This is a genomic window from Salipaludibacillus daqingensis, assembly GCF_029891575.1.
Classification (GTDB): Bacteria; Bacillota; Bacilli; order Bacillales; family Salisediminibacteriaceae; genus Salipaludibacillus; species Salipaludibacillus daqingensis.
On record NZ_JARZHF010000011.1, the window covers coordinates 51,308 to 68,721 of the forward strand.

A 17,414-nucleotide genomic window follows, 5' to 3' on the forward strand; every position below is an offset into this window, starting at 1 on the left:
AAATATTTTATAATAACGTTTTTACAAAATGTAGTAAATTCAATAATGAAAAGAAAAATATCCTTTAATAAATTGAATAATTTTTGTAATAACGTTTTTATATATTTTGATAATAACGGTTACATTCTGAATTGTCAAACTATTTTTTAGTTTTAATTTGATTAATTTAATAGAAAATTTGACATCATGACAGAATGATTGAGCCATATAGTAGAGAAATCAAAATAACAATCGCCGGATGAAGTTTTACTTTTTCAAGTAACAGAAAGCTCCCTATCATAAGGATCAATGAATGAAGCCACCCGCTTGATGAAAACGAACTTGTAAAAAACTGCATGGCCAGAATGGCAAGTAGAACGGCCACCGTTGGTTTGACCATTGCAGAAATACGCTTTACTTTCGGAGAATCTTTATATCGGTATATCAAACGTAAAAGCCCAATCATGACAATCAGGGAAGGTGCTACCGTCGCAAATAACGCAATCACCAATCCCGGAATACCTGCAACCCCAAAACCAATAATCCCTGCCATTTTCGTTGCAATTGGTCCAGGAAGTGAATTTCCAATCGCCAGTAATTCACCGAATTCCTCAACGGAAAGCCAGCCATATCGGGTCACGACCTCATATTCAATCAATGGAATGGTTGCGGGTCCTCCGCCGTAACCGACAATTCCTGGAATGAAAAAAGCCAGAAATACTTCCCAATAATGTCCCATTCAATCTCCTCCATTTCATTCTAATCATTTCCATCAACTTCATTTTTTTATCAGTGCATAAGCGATTAATGTACCAATGATGATTGCAGGGTGCAGGTCAAAAATAACAAAAGTGATGATGCTAACTACGGATATAATTACCGCACTTTTCCACCCCAATGATTTAGTAGATTGACGATAGAAGGAATAAGCAAGTGTAAACAGCATCACTCCGACAACTGGTGCTACCGCTTCTGTCATACCATTAATCCAAGAAACCTCCCGAAACGTGGATAATAAGCTGACAAGAATGACCATGAGAAACACAGTTGGGATCACACTGGCACCGATGGCTACAAGCAACCCAGGAATCCCTGATACGTGATACCCAATATATCCTGCCATTTTCGTAATAATAGGTCCAGGTAACGTATTCCCTAATGCAAGCACATCGCTGAATTCTTCATCATTCATCCATTTGTACGTGACCACAGCTTCCTGCTGCACTAATGGAATGGATGACGGACCCCCCCCATAACCCAAGATTCCTGCTCGAAAAAAACCTAAAAATAATTCTCTGAGTTTTTGTAAATTCATATTAAACCTCCAGTTCCGTTCTCTCCTCAATCAGTCAGTGCAGACAATTATTACAATGGAAGTGGACTTTCTCCTTCCATTATCTTTATAATGAATATAAATCCAAAATTGAGTGGTGTATAATAATGAAATTAAATGATACAGACCGACAAATGTTAACAATCCTAAGTGAACAAGGGCGAATTTCATATGTTGACTTAGCCAAAGAAATTGGCTTATCCCGAGTTGCCGTCCGAGAACGAATTAATCAAATGGTTGATGCAGGTATCATTGAAAAATTCAGTGTCGTTATCAATTCAGAAAAAGTTGGTAAAAACGTTTCCGCTTTTTTTGAAGTCGATTGCGAGCCTACATACCTTGTTTCAGTCGCAGAAACGCTGTCCGAAAACCCTAAAGTCGCAAGCTGTTACCAGATGACTGGGCCCAGCACTTTGCACATGCACGTATTAGTTGAAGATTCAAACGAGCTAGAGCAATTCATCAATGAAGAATTATACGCTCTTGAAGGAATCACCCGTGTGGAAAGTCATATCCTCCTGAGAAGATTCAAAAGCCGTACTGGATTAAAGCTTTAAAACAAACGGAGGGTATCCCCAAACCTTCCTTTTTTTCATTCATCTCCATGGATAAACAGGAGCTGTTTTACCAGGCAGCCACTTCCCCATCCGTTCGCGGTTCAGTCCCACCACAAAGAACACCCGTCTTAGGATCCCTCCATATAATCTGTCCTCTGCCAAACTCATCATGATTGTTCGCCCGAATAATCTGATGCCCCTTTTTTTCAAGAGCATAGGAAACATCTGCAGGAAAAGTTGGATCCACTTTTACTGTTTTTCCTTTCTCCCATAACCAACGGGGCGTATCCAGTGCTGACTGAGGATTGAGGTTGAAATCAATCGTATTCATCACAACTTGTAAATGACCTTGTGGCTGCATAAATCCGCCCATGACACCAAAAGGACCGACAGCCTCTTGCCCTTTCGTCAAAAATCCTGGAATGATAGTATGATAGGTTTTCTTTTTAGGCATTAAAACATTGGCATCTTCCTCATTTAAGGAGAAATTATGCCCTCTGTTTTGCAAGCTGATCCCGGTACCTGGTACTACCACACCTGAACCAAACCCCATATAGTTGCTCTGAATATATGAAACCATATTCCCATCTTCATCAGCTGTAGCAAGGTAGACCGTGCCCCCTTTTACGGGATCGCCAAATTCGGGCATCATCGCTTCCTTTCCAATTTTCTGTCTTCTTTCATCCGCATATGCCTCTGATAATAGTTGATTCGTTGAGACTGACATAGCATTCTCCTGTGTTACGTAATGCAAGCCGTCACTAAATGCAAGCTTCATGGCTTCGATCTGCTTGTGATACGTATCCACTTTTCCTAAATCATGTTGTTGAATTTCAAACCCTTTCATGATATTTAATCCCATTAATGCAATAATCCCCTGACCGTTCGGAGGAATTTCCCACACATCGTATCCCCGATAATGACTGCCGATCGGCTTCACCCAATCAGGCTTAAAATCGCCGAGATCTTCTTTTGAAAGATATCCACCATTCTCCTCAATAAAACGATGGATGTTATTTGCTAGTTTCCCTCTATAAAACGATTCTGCCTCCGTATTACCGATTTCTTCTAAAGTTTTCGCGTGATCAGGTGAACGCCAGATTTCTCCCACTTTAGGAGCCCTTCCGTTAGGTGCAAAGACTTTAAACCACTCTTCAAACACTCCTTCTTGTCCGACAGTCGCATCATATTCCTTGTAAGCCATCTCCCAAAAATGATGAAGAGTTGGCGAAACCGGGAATCCCTCTTTCGCATAGTTAATTGCTGGTGCCAAAACCTCACGAAGTTTCAACTTACCAAAAGTTGATGATAATTCAGCCCAAGCTCCTGGAGTCCCTGGAACAGTTACTGGAATTAATCCGTACTTAGGCATTTCCTTATATCCCTTTTCTCTTAAGATTGCTGCGGAAATACTCCCTGGAGATCTGCCACTGGCGTTCAACCCATGCAGCTTATCTTTGGTCCACACCAATGCAAACGCATCGGAACCAATGCCATTTGAAGTTGGTTCCACAACTGTCAGGCAAGCCGCTGTAGCAATGGCAGCGTCGATCGCATTTCCTCCCCTTTTCATGATATCAAGGCCTGCTTGTGCAGCTAAAGGTTGTGATGTAGCAACCATTCCTTTTTTGGAAAAAACTGTGTTTCGCTGTGACCGATAAGGATAATACAGTGCTTGATCAAAATTCAATGTCCTCACTCCTTCAAGTAGTAAATTAATTTAATACTATCACAAAAAGAAATTAATAAAAGTGTTTTTTTATCATAAAGAAATCATTTTACATTTTTATATTTCTTTTAGAATATAATTAAAGTCTATATGATACTATTTGTTTATTAAAGGTTTGTTTTTTAAACATAACAAAAGACCTTCCATTTCGTCCTATGAAGGCCTTGATATACAATAATATGATTTTAATTGAAAGATCTTCTAAACAGCTCCACTTCATTTTTAAAGATGAATGCAATCTATCATTCACGTAATGATTACATATATGTAACGACCTTGTTTCTACCATTTTTTCTCTTTTATCTACCCCAATGCTTTCATATGTGACATCGATTTTCTATTTAGAGGAAAGAGTAAGTCACATATCTCTTTTACTTTATTGAAATAATTGTTACCGTAATCAAGAATAATCAAATCACATGCTTGATCGGCATCATTAAAAATAAAAACCTCTTTTGATCACTATCAATTTCATCCTTTTGATCTAGATTGGACTGGCAGTGTAATTCATTCACTGTTAAATGATCCATCGCTAATAGTCCGCATTCTATTCAGCTGGTTGCTATATATCACAATGTTGAGATTATTTTGTTCCGCGTCGATACATACGTATCCAACCTAGGTCTATTCTCTTCAAAATTTTCGTATACAACACTACTCTTAATTACTCTTATTATCATTTTAATACCTAACATCATTTCTTATTTTGACTTATATAATTCCATCACTTCAGAAACCGCTCGCTCTGCTGACTGAAGGGCTCCTTCAAGATGTCCTCCGTGTTCAGAAGAGGTTTCTGTCCCAGCAAAAATGAGTTTTTTATCCCACTCACTAGCATTCGTTGGTTGGCCATAGTTTGGAAATGCGGTAAGTGGTTTGGAGTCATCGTCAACCGCCGTTTCTGGATCGCTCGACCAATCTTTGTAAAGGATGGTGATTGGTTTTTCAGCGGACGGGCCAAAAAGCCGAGTTAATTGGACGATAACAAGTTGGAGAACTCTTTCCTCCCCCAGTTCTTGACGGACTTTTGCAGGTAATCCGAAGAACCCAAAGAGCGCACCGCAGCCTGAACCGGGTGATGCATCATGGATCTCCTGCAACGGACCGTCCCAACTCACCGCTTGACCAGAAAGTCCATCTTCTCGCCAAAAGGGACGATGATAAATGGCAACCGCTTTAGCTTGTCCTGCCATCCATGTAGGCTTGTCTACCAAGCTCGTGATTAGCTCGCTAGGAAGAGATGGTGAAAATGCTAACCTACTTGCCGCGATTCGAGGCGGTAATGCTAAGATTACAGCGCTAGCGCGTATCCTTTTCTTTTTTCCATCCGCGAGTTTTGCTCCAAGAGTGATCGTTCCATCTTCCTTCTTAGCTATTTCCGTCACACTTGTGCCTAATTCAACTATCCCCTCTGGAAGGGTTGCAGCTACCGCATCAATCAATGACGCAACACCACCTTTGAGCCGAACCGACTTTTCCACAGCTCCTTCTGGTAAGACGTGCCGCTCTATCGGTTCATGTGGAGATCGCTCGAGAAGGATAGCTCCTTCGGTGTGCTGTTCGAATGTCTCTAAACCGAGTTCATGGACAAGATTAGCGATAACGGGCTCATGTTGCGGCCAAAACCACGTTGGTCCAAGATCAAATTTACCAAGGTCATGCCTGTTTTCGACCTCCTTACTTAAAACTCTACCTCCCAATCGTTCTCGTGCCTCGAGAACTTTACAATCGATACCTTGAGAAATAAGCATAGATGCCGCACGAAGACCGCTTAAACCGGCCCCAACAATAATAATCGGATCATTCATATTTTTACCTCCAGTGAAACTCATTAACTTCCTTTTTAGCAAAAAACTTAGTGCTTTCATAATTATCAAGGATAGTGATCAGTTAAATCGAGCACCTATCTCTAAATAAAACAACAATGAGAAAAACTATCCCCACTTCATTTTCCAGAAAGCATTTGTTTTAAAACGTTCCCAAGCTTCTGAATTCCTTCATCTATTTCCTTTGGGTTCTCATAACTAAAGGAAAGACGGAGAAATGCTTTACCATCTTGCTGATTTAAGAAGAAGTATTGACCAGGTACATAAGAGACACCGTCAGAGAGCGCTTCCGTTAACAATTCCGACGTATCGATCCCTTCCGTTTTGACCCATACAAAATAACCACCTTCTGGGACGTACCAGGAAACCGACGGTGGGAGGTATTGTTCCAGTGCCGAAAGTAACGCATCACATTTAATTTTGTACGCTTCTCTTAACGATTTAAGCCGTTTCTCCATATCAGTATTCTCTAGAAACGAAGCCATTGTCGCTTGAGCAAACGGATGACCTAAATCTTTCTTAAACCAGGATAATGCAGTAATAAATTCAGGTGACGCCGCTACCCATCCAATCCGCATTCCTGTTGCGACAACTTTAGATAAAGAACCAACATACAGAACACGATCTTCCTGATCCATTGCTTTTAAAGGTATCGATGGCTTATCAAAGTATAATTCTCGGTAAGCATCATCCTCGACAATAAGAAAATCATATTTGTCGGCAAGCTTCAATACATGCTTGCGACGCTCCGTTGACATCGTTGTTCCTGTTGGATTTTGAAACGTTGGGATCGTGTACAAAAACTGCGGAAGGGTGACTCCTTTCCTTTTCCTCTCCTCTAGCATTTCTTCTAACATTTCTGTGTCGAGTCCATGTTCATCCACTGGAACAGTAACAAAATGCGATGTATAGTTTTGAAAGATTTCTAACGCTTCCATATAGGTTGGCGATTCTATCGCAATGACTGTGCTCTCATCCATAAGAATGCGAGCAATTAGATCAATTGCCTGACACGCGCCAGACGTGATTAAAAGCTCGTCACGAGAAGCTTGAATGTCATGTTCTTGCAGCCTTTCTTGAATCTGCTCCTTTAGTTTCGCCACTTTAGGACTTCCAATATAATGCAACGGTAAGTCATTCTCTTCTTCAAGTAAGCTGGCAACGGCATCTTTCAGCTGTTCAACAGGTACGAGAGAGGGTGCTGGAAAACCAGAACTTAGACGAATACACTTATCTGGAAGCTTTGGCATCCATTCCCCTGGAGGGTCATTTTTAAGTGCAGATTTTATGTTTTCGGAAAAATAAGATTCAGCATTCACTTCTATCATTCCTTTCCGTTCATTCGACTAACCAAGGGGACTAACCAAGGGGACGGTTCCTTCGGTTAACCCAGTTACATGATTACCTATAACCACCTATTATTAGATTAGTAACAACAAACATCCACATGGAAAGAGAGTACTTCATTGCCTAGGTGAAACCGAATATGGTTATGAGGTAGAGTGAAAATTTTGCATTTGTCACTAATTGAAATATCTTTTGTCAACCACTAGAACCGTCCCTGTGGTTGAATTATAATTTCTTTAACATAACTAACCACATAAATGTCAGTGATTGTTGTAATTCTTTCGGTAAACGGGAAACCATATCTTCGGGGACACCGCGTTTGTAAACCCCTTTCCCATCAATGATTTCCCAGCCGTTTTCTTGTGCTAGCTGTTCGAATTCCCAAGGCATCATCGTATTGCATATGACAGATTCCCCGTAAAGTCGGTTATAACTGTTCGCTCGCGGTCCTGCTGTTGGCCCGAGTATTCCTAAGCACATGAAATGACCTTTTTTTAAAATTCTGTGCATCTCATCTAACGCTTTTAGAGGATGTTCTGTCCACTCAATCGAATTAATGACCATTAACCCGGAGAAGGTGTCGTCTTCAAACGGCAAGTTTGTTAAATCACCTTGGATAAAGGTGACACGCTTATTTCTACCTTCTCCTTTTGCTGTTTCAATCATTTCTTTCGATAAATCTATCCCCGTCACGCGATATCCTGCCTGGTCTAACTTATACGAGCCATATCCATCTCCACAACCTAAATCAGCGATGATACTGCCTTTAGGGATATGCTTTTCGATAAAGGGAACAATCTTCTTTCTGCTACCTGTTTCCCACATTCCTTGACTGCTTTGATTCCAAAAATCAGCCTTGTCATCCCATAGATTTTCCGCTTCTTGATGCCAATCAAAAGAACTCATTCTCCCACTTCCTTCATAAAGATCTCTATCTAGTTTAACATGGCAACCGGGGGGATCGCGGTGAAGAGCAATTCTCCAGTCTCATAAACTGCCTCTGTAATAAGTCAAATGGTGTTATCATGCATTTTAATATCGGTAAATTGATTTTTTCAGCAGTCCCAAACCGTCCCTCTTGTTTTATTTTTATAGATCCCTTCTTTTACATATGCTAGAATTTTACATATAGAAAGGTTTTGACTTTATGAAATGTGAGAAATATTTATTAGTTCTTTCTAATGAAGGAATAGAAATTCTAATCAACGACTGGGAAGAAGTGATTGATTATTTTTAAGAAAGAGAGGTGGATTAACTCATGCAAAAGTTATGGGCGTGGTTCATACTTATTGCTTTCCTAACAGTAGGGTGCCAAGGGGTTGAATCTGAGGAATCATTTGAAGAAGACGTAAGAGGTCAGACATTAACATTGGACATATCTAGTGGATTCTTCACCTTATTCGTGAAAGATTCCTCCAGTGATCACCTTAATCTACGTAACTTCCAAAATATAGATAGTGATTATGAAGTAGAATTGTATGCCATTTCTTTAACAGAAGACACAGAGATTTACCATCCGGAATTTGATACACCTCAGAAATATGCAGATCTCCCCGAAGATCTTATTTATTACGGGGATACAATTGGCGTCTCTTTTGAAGAAGATTTCACCTCTTTGATGCAAAATAAGAACTCTGATTATTCGGATTTGTATGTCTTTAACCCTGCCTATACTGCAGAAGAAATTCATATACAGCCAATGTCGCTAGAAGATGTTAAACACCTACATACTCCTAGGGAAGCAAACGTATCGATCACAGTTTTGCAAGAAGATTTCCAGCTAACAAACGTTGAAAATGAGTTAAGAAATGAATTAGATTCCTTAAGAGAAAGGAGAGAAATAGATTTGTCAGCAAGGGATTATGATATCTTCGCACACAGTTTTCATAGTAGTTATTTACGTTTAGAGGAACTTGATTTCAGCTCACTTCCTACATACTTAATTGTCGCAAAAGATGGAGAAATGACGACAACTAGTGAAACCGAAGATGTGATTCAGTGGCTACAAGAATTCAGTAAGAAACAGCAGGACTAACGATTTTCATAGAAAAAAGAAAGACGCCTTAACACTAGTTGTGGCGTCAAATTATATAATATAATTCTTACGGTTACTCCTTGTTAGATATCTCATTTAAAGTATTCGATATTTTAGTAAGTAATACTATAATATGAACAAAAAAGCCAATTACAAGACCAACTAAAGGAGCCAATGTTCCAACAAACGAAACTGTTAATAAAGTAGCAAATATGTATACAAGTGCTATCATAATTTCCCCCAAGTTCATTTTTTACTATTTTATTGTATTCCTCTTATTCAGCTCTACATCCCCCGATAGAATCACATCAAGTGCGATCGTTCATTCCACTTTCACACTCAACTTACTTTAAATGCTGAAGTGGTTTTATTATCCTAAGAAATACAGATTGAAACTATTTTAACTTGCATCATTAAGTATATATATCCATGATTATCTGTAAGAAAAAAACAATAATTTAATATAAACCTATGTATCTTTTCATTTGCATGATTTCAGAAACATGTTAAGACAAGTTTTGACTGTTAGAATGGTCCATCCTTTAATTCCTATTCAATTCTTCCCATTCTTCCCGCAACATTCCCATTTTAATTGCATCAAAATACTCACCATTTATAATTCTTGCTTTTCTTATTCGTGCTTCCTCTTTCATTCCAAGCCTTTTAGCTACCTTCATCATTCTTTTATTGCCAGACCAAGTCGACATGCCTATTCTATGTAAGTCAGTTTCCGTAAAAAGGTAGTCAATCCATCGTTTATAAGCTTCGGAGCCATATCCACCATTCCAGAAATTATTATCGTAAATAACAATACCAGTTTCAATCCAGTTCGTGTTCATATCTACCCAATATGAACCAACGTACCCTATGACTTTCCCATCACCTTTTAAAACGAGCGAAGCAGGAATACATGAAAATATTTCTTCATCCCATTGTTTATGGTATTCTTCCCTCGTTATTTTCTTTTCGAAAATATAAGGACCGTTCCACTTCTTTGCTTCTTGTTCCTCTTCTTCATATTTCCAAAAATATAATTCATCAATATCATCCTCAGTTGCCTCTTTTAATACAACTTTATTTCCAATAATTATATCCATAATAAAAATTTTCTCCTCTTGTACGGTTTTATTTAAGTTACTTCTTCACAAAATTTGAATATTTTATCCGTTTATTTTAACATAAATATCCAAATAAAACTTAATAAGTATGATAAGGAAAATCATTGGTATATCAAAAAACTACATCGAAAGTTTGTTTTTCACTCTCGCTTTAGGGGGCGATACCAAGCCTCCGTTTTGTTCGTGTATACTTGTTTGGAGCTATATAATAAAACCGTAAAAAACACATTTAAGTTTACAGTATTGAGAGAAAACTGTCATTATCTTGCCTTTCTCTAAGAGTTTGACCTTGTATCTGAATTACGTGCAGGTCTTAAATCAAAGAAAAAACACCTAGTCCCCCCCTGCAATACTTCTCTGTACAGGAACTAGGTAGCCTTCTGTTATTCACTCACTTCCATGAACAGTTTCTTTATTTCTGCCGTTGACTTAGCACGATATAATTTCCGCTTCAACTGACTAAGGCGTTCCAAATCATCAATTGAAGACACCACATCGGAAAGATCTCCAACTTCTTCGCCAATGCGATCTTCTAATAAATGATAAATGTCTTCATGACTCTGCAAAAGTCTTCCTTCTAGCCTCCCTTCTTTTCTTCCTTCTTGTATCCCTTCTTGCTGACCTTGTTGCTTGCCTTCTTTTATAAATTCTTCCCTTAAACTCATAATAACCTCACTCCCTTCAGGATAAGTTTGTTCGATTCGTTCACTAAACTCATTGACTTCATTTTTCGTCAAGTCTTTTCGTACGTTAAAAATATAATGTATCAATATTTGAAAGTATGCTGTTCTCGTCTCACGGTCTTCAAGTTCTTGGAGAGCTAAGACCGAACGTTCAAGTGTTTTCATTAACCCTCTTTCTCTTTATAGCTTTTCCAAATCTCAACCATATAACTAAGAAGCTGTTCTTTCTGTTTTCTCAATCACTAGAACTTCACTTTGGTCTGGTAAAGGGAGATAAGTGGTAGGTAGTTCAATCATACTCGTTCCAATTCCATAAACTTACCTCATCCACTTGTAAAGCTTCGACCCATGCCTCTTCTTGTAAGGTCAAAACTTCCTTTGTTGGTCCTGTTATGACAGCGCCATAATGAAAGAAGCCGTTGTTTTCTAAGTAAGAGATTCTTTCTGAAAGCTTCAACCCTCCAGAAACGAGATTATTCGCTTTCGTTTCATGATCTTCTAAAAAAAATAACGTTTTCATGAATTGCTCATGAAGGACTTCTCCCTCCCCTACCGTGTAATCTGGTGACGAACGTGTTTCCGATACAGTCCTACTACCAAATAACCCTTGTTCCTGCTCTCTTGAATCCAAAATCATGTCATCTTCGTGCCAAATCGGAAAACTAGGAAAACCTATTGGGTTATCGACGATCCCTTGATTCCATTCTTCTGTTGCTTCTACACCCGTATCAACGGCTAACCAAGTCAAATCCATCTCCATGTTCTCGAATCTCTCAAATACATCTTCCGTTTCTAATAGTTCTTCAAAGGAAACATACGCAGAAACAACCGTTCCTTCAGGTAGTTTATCTAACTTATTCCATTCGCTAGCACTGTCGAGATCAAACTCGCCGTCCGGATAAGCAAAAACAGCTCTGTTTTGAGTTCTCTCTCCTGAATATTCTCGTTCTGGATGACTCATCATTGAGAATAGAAAATTCACTTCCATTTCTCCGACTTTCACCGTTTCATGTCCTACATTTTTTTGCAAATCTCTTGTTGCCTTTAAACCAAAAAAAGGTGTCGTATTGGTGCTCGTTCCACCAAAAGTTTGATGAGGATCCGTAATGGTTAAGGTATGATCGATCACATTTCTAAAAACATCCACGCGATCTGGAGTTCCCCACGAATAGTAGACTGAGGTAAGAATAGAGGAAACTATTGTCAAAGCAAGAATCATCGTAATAGCGAAGAATGCCGTTTGTAACCTTGCTTTCCATTTGCTTCGCTTTAAGATTTTCTGCTGTTTCTTTTCGTTGATTTTAGAACCGTTTGATCCAGGTGATTCGTTTTCTTCCAAATGTTCCTGATACATTTCAAGTTTTTCTAATTCTTGTTCGAATGCATCAAGCTCAGCATCTGATAGTTCCCCTTTTTCATAAGCTGCAAGTTTTCTTTTAAATTCATCGCTCATTTTCTCCCGCCTTTCTTATCGCTTGTCTGCCACGGAACAATAATACTTTGAAATGTGTGACAGGGACATTCATTACTTGTGCTGCTTCCTTGTATGATAACTCATGAAAATCATGTAAAAGCACGGCATATCGCTGCTTCTCTGATAATCCAGATAACATATGGATGACTGCATGAATTTCTTCTTGAACAACGTATAATTCTTCTGGATCCTTTCTCTTATCAAAATACTGCATAAAAAAGTTCTTTTCTTTCACTATCATTCTTTTGTGTTTACGGTAATGATCAATAAATGCGTGATGTGCAACGGTAAAAAGCCATGTTTTAATATTTTCTCCTTCATAATTCTCCACAAATAAATGAGCACGAAAAAAAGTTTCTTGCACTAAATCCTCTGCGGTGTGATGGTCATGACAAAGGGAAAGGAGAAAACGGTAAATATCATGGAAATAATCATTATAAATGCTGTCAATATTTTCTCTCATTTTCTCCTCCCTTCATTAATAACACGGATAAGATTGAAAAATGTAACACGAGATTAGAAAAAAATTAATTTATTTTATCATTAGCTACTCCTGATTGAGTTTTATGATTCTATACAAACTAATTATACAGACACAGAGGTAGATTCTGTAAACCAATTTCTGAACCATAAATGTTAGGATCAGCTTTGCTTGCCTGCACATCGGGTTTCATTTTTACATACATTAGTTTAAAATGTACCCGCTATCTTGACTGGAGGTGTGATGATTGTTTTCCAAAAACAAACTCTCTGTTACGTTCATCCCCCCTGCCTCTGTCTGTGATCCCGTCCTCGGGCGAAAATACACGCTAACCCACTCTGACGAGACAGGTGAGTTATTTTTGAGTGCGGGACTAATCTACGATACGAATGCCATTGACATGACCATGCGTGATGAAGTAATCGCTGAGTGGCAAAAAAATAGTGACGGCAGTGTGGCATTGAAGGGCTGCGCATTCGTTGACGCGGGAATATTCGATGAACAGACGGCAAGGAGAAGATATGCCATTTTCAAAAGAGAAATATCCTTGGCATTAATGGGAATGGTCAACGGCGACTCTGCTTTTTTTAGCTGCCATCCCACCCTCCTTGATTCTCCGATCTTCATACAATACGTTTCCGTTTTTCCGCAATTTCATCAGGTTTCGTATGAAGGCACGCCGCGGCAGTACTTAGTTTAATATAAATTCTGGAGATGTTTTAGTAGAAGTGTAGACCCTAATAAAGGGCTGTCCCAAAAGGCCCGAGAACAGTTTTTTTAATATTTTTTCAGAGGTATTTTAAACGTAAATGTGATGGGAAACATGTTATTCAATAAAGTCATTCATTTTACAACCTTCACTTTAAAGAGCAGCGGATCCGCTTTTTCCTCTTTTAACACTCATGCTCAAACCGAACATAACAAGAAAAAAAACGGCTCCACTCATAAACGGAAAGGAATAATTAACATCAAACAAGCTGCCTGCCCATAATGGTCCCAGGATTCTTCCTAAACTCATAAAAGATTCCGTGATTCCCATCGTCCTGCCCTGACTGTATACAGACCTTTTAGACACATAAGCTAATGCTGAAGGTTTTAAAAGAGCATTTAGTAAAATAAAAAAACTGACGGACAAAATAATCATAGGGAACGTTTCAGCGTTCATGATGAGAATAAAACCTGCACCATTGCCGATTAAAGCACCTTTAATTACGTTTTCTTCCCCGAACTTTTTAGTTAAAGGCCCTACTAAAGCGCCTTGGGCAATTAAATAGATAAAACTCATAACCATTAATATAATACCTACTTCTCTAGGGCCATATCCAAACCTTTCTAATACGTAAAGTCCATAGACGCTTGAAAAATTTGATTTACCGAAATTAACAGCAAAAGCAGTGATTAGTCCAAAGGCCATAGGTGTCAGTAAGGCTTGCCATAGCCCAGACATACGAAAAAGTTTTATATTTTCCTTTTCAACGGCTCTTTTATTTTCCGGCAGGGATTCAGGAAGCCCAAACCAAATAATGATGCATGTAGACAATGCAAACCCCGCAGCCAAAAAAAATGGAAGATATAGCGATTCTGCTCCAAGGAGCCCTCCAATGGCAGGACCTAAGATGATACCAAGTCCTGCCGCCGCCCCGATTTTACCTATGGCGCCTCCCCTGTCTTCATCTTCCGTTACATCACTTGTATAAGCCATCGCCACCGGAAAAACGGCAGAAGATAAAGCGCCTGAAAATAATTGCGCCGCATACAGCATCCAGAGATGGGTTGAAAATCCAAAGAAAATCATAGCTGCTCCCAAGCCGCCCATACCTATAAGCAGCATCGGCTTTCTCCCATACTTATCGGAAAGGCTTCCCCAAATCGGTGCAAAAATTAGCTGCATGGCTCCATAGCTTGCGATAAGCAGTCCAACTTGTAATCCACCCCCTCCGTATTTCTCTATTAGAAAAGGAAATAAAGGTAAAGCGATCCCGTAACCTGTCATGGCGATGGCGATACTGGTGAATAAGATAATTAATTTTTTTCTATTCATAAGTGATCCTTCTTTCTTAATAGTTTCATAATTATACCGACCGTCGGTATGTATATGAGGTAAATACAGGTGGAATTTCTCCACCTGTAATATCATACTTATTCCTGCTCTACCAATTCTACGACCCCTGTTTCCCCATTGACTTTGACTATTTGACCGTCTTTCAGTACCAACCTTGCATGGCCCACCCCTGCCACTGCAGGTACCCCATATTCTCTGGCTACGACAGAACCATGGGAGATTGGTCCGCCGGTTTCCATAATGAGTGCGCCGATCTTTAAGAATAGCGGCGTCCATGAAGGATTTGTTCCGGCAGTTACGAGAATGTCGCCCTTATCCAGTTTTCGACCTTCTTCCGGCGTTTCTAACACCTTAACTTTCCCTTCATAAATTCCGGGGGAAACCGCTACACCCACAAGAGAATTATCGCTTGACTCCTGGAATGCAGAATATATACTTTCTCCTGTACTCGTCAGGAGCCTCGGAGCGTTCATTTTTAATTCTCTGTGGTACTTTTCTTTGTTTTCAGCTGCGAGCTGACGCAGATCTTCTTCGGATAAAATATCATCTATCGTGACAAAAAATATATCTAATTTATCCGTTAACTTGCCTTCCTCCTCTAAGTGCGTACCGACCTCAATCAGTTTATCTCTGTAATTGCTGAAAACTTCGGTTATGACAAATTTAGAAAGCTCTCTAATGCCAAACATTTCCCGGAAATCCCTTAATAATTTTTCAACTTTTCTTGCATCTTTTTTGTAACCCTTTTGTCTCAGATTCGTCTTTATTCTTTCAATAGCAGCTTCGGCTTCTTTTTCACCTTCAAAAAATTTATTGATACCTTCCTGGTAGTTTTGATTGTCAATATAGGCATTTATCAGATCTATTACATATTCCGGTTCTTCTCTCCATTCCGACACGCCAACATCAAGCTCGACAGAAGACCTGTGTCCATACTTCTTAAGGAACGACGTCATCTCCTCATCTGCGGGATCAGGCTTTTTACCTTTTTGATCATATTGTTCCGCAAGCTTTAAAATTTCTATGCCCATCTGTGTGGTAACACTGTACGGAACTGACTTTTCTACCTCGTATAAATCCGACAGGTCATCCAAGCGATTCCCCAATATCTTTTTAGCTTTCTCAATATAAGTGGAAGAAACAGCAACATAGAAGAGCAAATTCCCACAGTTCTGAATAAGCTTATGACTGTTTTGACGAATAAAACGGAAAATTTCCTCCGGCGTTTTTAGCTTATCCGTCTCTTCCTTAAACTCTTTAACGGTCTCTTTTGCAATATGAATCGCCTTGTTTCTCGCAGCTTTTGGTGAGAAGATGCCTCTGCTGTACTTCAAACCTGCCCCTGTTAAATATTTTACAAGACGGAGATTAATGAAACGAAGCAAGTTAACTGCTTCTTTATGATTTATAAGATCTGCTTTATTTCTTTCTGCCAGTTGAAGTAAAGCTTTCGTGGTCATCGGATCTTTGTCGGCTGTATCATTCTTTCTGAATTTATCCCAGCTTTTCTCTTTTCTTAGAAAGTCTGTTATATCGATAAAGATTCGGCCCCCAACAACCTGATACCACCAAAGATCTAGATCGCTTCCTTTTCTATTTTCAGCACCAAACACTCTCGCTGTGTCCAGTACCATTACTCTTATAATATCTTCACCCATAGGAGTAAATGGCTCTTTCATTGCCTGCGAATAATTATTTAAATTCAAGTGAATTCTGAGACCGTCTTTACCGGATTGTTTCTCCGGTAAAGGATAAAGAGAGGTGATTGGCCTTGATTGGACGAGATAAAAGCGTTCATCTCGGTAAGCCCATTCCAGATCCTGCGGCGAACCGAAATAATTTTCCGCCAGTACAGAAAGCTTCAGGAGCTCCTTCACTTCCTGGTGAGTTAAGGTAGCTACATTTTGTTTTTCATCTGGAATTTTAACCGTATCAATACCTTTTACCTTTCTTACAGTCATCAGCTGCTTCCGGCCAATCAATTCCTCCAAAATTTCTCCGGTTTTTTTGTCAACGACCCATTGGTCAGGAGTGACTTCACCGCTGACAATAGCCTCCCCCAGGCCCCATGATGAATTAATTAAAATCTGATCCCGTCTTCCGTTTACAGGATTTGCTGTAAAAAGAATGCCTGACTTTTCTGCATTGACCATACGCTGAACAACGACGCCATGCGCCAATTCAGTATTCTCAATCCTTTGTTCAAGCCGATAAGAGATGGCTCTGCTGTTCCATAACGAAGCCCAGCACGCTTGAATGCTGTGGAAAAGCTCGTCCTCTCCTTTTACGTTTAAGAACGTATCATACTGTCCCGCAAATGATGTGCCAGGTAAATCTTCTGCTGTAGCTGACGACCTCACAGCAACCTCCTGTGCACCTGATAAGTTGAACGCAGCTTTAATCTCATGATTGATCTGATGTGGTATAACTCCCTCTTTAATGAAGTTCTGTATTTCGGATGCCGCCTTCTCAATTAACTCAATATCGTTGCCAACAGTAGCATCTAAAATTTTTCGGATTTTTTCTTCCAAGTTATTCTCTTTTATGAATAATTTATAAGCATCTGTTAACACAACAAATCCTTCCGGCACAGGCAGTTGAGCCTCTAACATATCCCCAAGATTAGCGGCTTTTCCACCCACCGACTGAAAATCTTTACCTCCTATCTCCTTTAAAAACCTCACATATTCGTACCCCATAGATGTACCCTCCTTTTAATTATTTTGACCTGAAACCGTTAATTGATTTAGGCAGTATACCAACGGTTGGTATGTTCATGTGTAAAAAAAA

General features: G+C 39.4%; 15 protein-coding genes. 3 read left to right on the forward strand and 12 right to left on the reverse strand.

What is annotated here, in order from left to right; translation table 11 throughout:
- Positions 1-184: 184 nt before the first annotated feature.
- Positions 185-718 carry a chromate transporter gene (locus tag QDN89_RS19055; RefSeq protein ID WP_280771763.1) on the reverse strand — a complete coding sequence of 178 codons (534 nt, stop codon included), beginning with the start codon at positions 716-718 and terminating at the stop codon, positions 185-187.
- A 39-nt stretch (positions 719-757) separates the two neighbouring features.
- The gene (locus QDN89_RS19060) at positions 758-1,294 is read right to left on the reverse strand and encodes a chromate transporter (protein ID WP_280771764.1); all 537 of its coding nucleotides are present in this window, start codon (positions 1,292-1,294) and stop codon (positions 758-760) included.
- A gap of 125 nt (positions 1,295-1,419) precedes the next feature.
- Here QDN89_RS19060 and QDN89_RS19065 point away from each other — a divergent pair, with 125 nt between their 5' ends.
- Complete coding sequence (locus tag QDN89_RS19065) at positions 1,420-1,869, forward strand: Lrp/AsnC family transcriptional regulator (RefSeq protein WP_280771765.1); 450 nt, start codon at positions 1,420-1,422, stop codon at positions 1,867-1,869.
- A gap of 67 nt (positions 1,870-1,936) precedes the next feature.
- Here the strand turns inward: QDN89_RS19065 and QDN89_RS19070 are convergent, their stop codons facing one another.
- From QDN89_RS19070 to QDN89_RS19085, 4 genes are all read right to left on the reverse strand, one after another.
- A complete protein-coding gene (locus QDN89_RS19070) occupies positions 1,937-3,490 on the reverse strand; it encodes a gamma-glutamyltransferase family protein (RefSeq protein ID WP_280771850.1) in 1,554 nt (517 codons plus the stop codon).
- Between the two features lie 809 nt (positions 3,491-4,299).
- Complete coding sequence (locus tag QDN89_RS19075; protein WP_280771766.1) at positions 4,300-5,406, reverse strand: flavin monoamine oxidase family protein; 1,107 nt, start codon at positions 5,404-5,406, stop codon at positions 4,300-4,302.
- Between the two features lie 137 nt (positions 5,407-5,543).
- Positions 5,544-6,743 carry an aminotransferase-like domain-containing protein gene (locus QDN89_RS19080; protein WP_280771767.1) on the reverse strand — a complete coding sequence of 400 codons (1,200 nt, stop codon included), beginning with the start codon at positions 6,741-6,743 and terminating at the stop codon, positions 5,544-5,546.
- A 253-nt stretch (positions 6,744-6,996) separates the two neighbouring features.
- Positions 6,997-7,677 (reverse strand): class I SAM-dependent methyltransferase, encoded by a 681-nt coding sequence (locus tag QDN89_RS19085; protein ID WP_280771768.1) that lies wholly within the window; start codon positions 7,675-7,677, stop codon positions 6,997-6,999.
- 352 nt (positions 7,678-8,029) lie between these two features.
- Between QDN89_RS19085 and QDN89_RS19090 the strand changes: the two genes are divergently transcribed.
- A complete protein-coding gene (locus QDN89_RS19090; RefSeq protein ID WP_280771769.1) occupies positions 8,030-8,806 on the forward strand; it encodes a hypothetical protein in 777 nt (258 codons plus the stop codon).
- Between the two features lie 542 nt (positions 8,807-9,348).
- Here QDN89_RS19090 and QDN89_RS19095 read toward each other — a convergent pair.
- The 4 genes from QDN89_RS19095 to QDN89_RS19110 form a co-directional block, all read right to left on the reverse strand.
- Positions 9,349-9,903: a GNAT family N-acetyltransferase gene (locus QDN89_RS19095; RefSeq protein ID WP_280771770.1), complete on the reverse strand. Its 555-nt coding sequence runs from the start codon at positions 9,901-9,903 to the stop codon at positions 9,349-9,351.
- A gap of 404 nt (positions 9,904-10,307) precedes the next feature.
- Positions 10,308-10,772: a hypothetical protein gene (locus QDN89_RS19100; protein WP_280771771.1), complete on the reverse strand. Its 465-nt coding sequence runs from the start codon at positions 10,770-10,772 to the stop codon at positions 10,308-10,310.
- Between the two features lie 124 nt (positions 10,773-10,896).
- A complete protein-coding gene (locus QDN89_RS19105; protein WP_280771772.1) occupies positions 10,897-12,060 on the reverse strand; it encodes an anti-sigma factor in 1,164 nt (387 codons plus the stop codon).
- Entirely contained in the window at positions 12,050-12,544 is a 495-nt protein-coding gene (locus tag QDN89_RS19110) for an RNA polymerase sigma factor (protein WP_280771773.1), read from the reverse strand. The genes QDN89_RS19105 and QDN89_RS19110 overlap by 11 nt, the downstream gene beginning before the upstream one ends.
- A 265-nt stretch (positions 12,545-12,809) precedes the next feature.
- On the opposite strand from QDN89_RS19110, the gene QDN89_RS19115 reads away from it, so the two are divergent.
- Entirely contained in the window at positions 12,810-13,262 is a 453-nt protein-coding gene (locus QDN89_RS19115; protein ID WP_280771774.1) for a staygreen family protein, read from the forward strand.
- 162 nt (positions 13,263-13,424) lie between these two features.
- Here QDN89_RS19115 and QDN89_RS19120 read toward each other — a convergent pair whose 3' ends face one another.
- Both QDN89_RS19120 and QDN89_RS19125 read right to left on the reverse strand, forming a co-directional pair.
- The gene (locus QDN89_RS19120) at positions 13,425-14,699 is read right to left on the reverse strand and encodes an MFS transporter (protein ID WP_280771775.1); all 1,275 of its coding nucleotides are present in this window, start codon (positions 14,697-14,699) and stop codon (positions 13,425-13,427) included.
- A gap of 2 nt (positions 14,700-14,701) precedes the next feature.
- Positions 14,702-17,323 carry a PEP/pyruvate-binding domain-containing protein gene (locus QDN89_RS19125; RefSeq protein ID WP_280771776.1) on the reverse strand — a complete coding sequence of 874 codons (2,622 nt, stop codon included), beginning with the start codon at positions 17,321-17,323 and terminating at the stop codon, positions 14,702-14,704.
- Positions 17,324-17,414 lie beyond the last annotated feature (91 nt).

What these genes read in the sequence shown, in the direction of transcription:
- QDN89_RS19125 (WP_280771776.1), bottom strand. Translation starts at nt 17,323, where the DNA reads ATGGGGTACGAATATGTGAGGTTTTTAAAGGAGATAGGAGGTAAAGAT.
- QDN89_RS19120 (WP_280771775.1), bottom strand. Translation starts at nt 14,699, where the DNA reads ATGATATTACAGGTGGAGAAATTCCACCTGTATTTACCTCATATACAT.
- QDN89_RS19065 (WP_280771765.1), top strand. Translation starts at nt 1,420, where the DNA reads ATGAAATTAAATGATACAGACCGACAAATGTTAACAATCCTAAGTGAA.
- QDN89_RS19110 (WP_280771773.1), bottom strand. Translation starts at nt 12,544, where the DNA reads ATGAGAGAAAATATTGACAGCATTTATAATGATTATTTCCATGATATT.
- QDN89_RS19105 (WP_280771772.1), bottom strand. Translation starts at nt 12,060, where the DNA reads ATGAGCGATGAATTTAAAAGAAAACTTGCAGCTTATGAAAAAGGGGAA.
- QDN89_RS19085 (WP_280771768.1), bottom strand. Translation starts at nt 7,677, where the DNA reads ATGAGTTCTTTTGATTGGCATCAAGAAGCGGAAAATCTATGGGATGAC.
- QDN89_RS19055 (WP_280771763.1), bottom strand. Translation starts at nt 718, where the DNA reads ATGGGACATTATTGGGAAGTATTTCTGGCTTTTTTCATTCCAGGAATT.
- QDN89_RS19070 (WP_280771850.1), bottom strand. Translation starts at nt 3,490, where the DNA reads ATGGTTGCTACATCACAACCTTTAGCTGCACAAGCAGGCCTTGATATC.
- QDN89_RS19090 (WP_280771769.1), top strand. Translation starts at nt 8,030, where the DNA reads ATGCAAAAGTTATGGGCGTGGTTCATACTTATTGCTTTCCTAACAGTA.
- QDN89_RS19060 (WP_280771764.1), bottom strand. Translation starts at nt 1,294, where the DNA reads ATGAATTTACAAAAACTCAGAGAATTATTTTTAGGTTTTTTTCGAGCA.
- QDN89_RS19100 (WP_280771771.1), bottom strand. Translation starts at nt 10,772, where the DNA reads ATGAAAACACTTGAACGTTCGGTCTTAGCTCTCCAAGAACTTGAAGAC.
- QDN89_RS19075 (WP_280771766.1), bottom strand. Translation starts at nt 5,406, where the DNA reads ATGAATGATCCGATTATTATTGTTGGGGCCGGTTTAAGCGGTCTTCGT.
- QDN89_RS19095 (WP_280771770.1), bottom strand. Translation starts at nt 9,903, where the DNA reads ATGGATATAATTATTGGAAATAAAGTTGTATTAAAAGAGGCAACTGAG.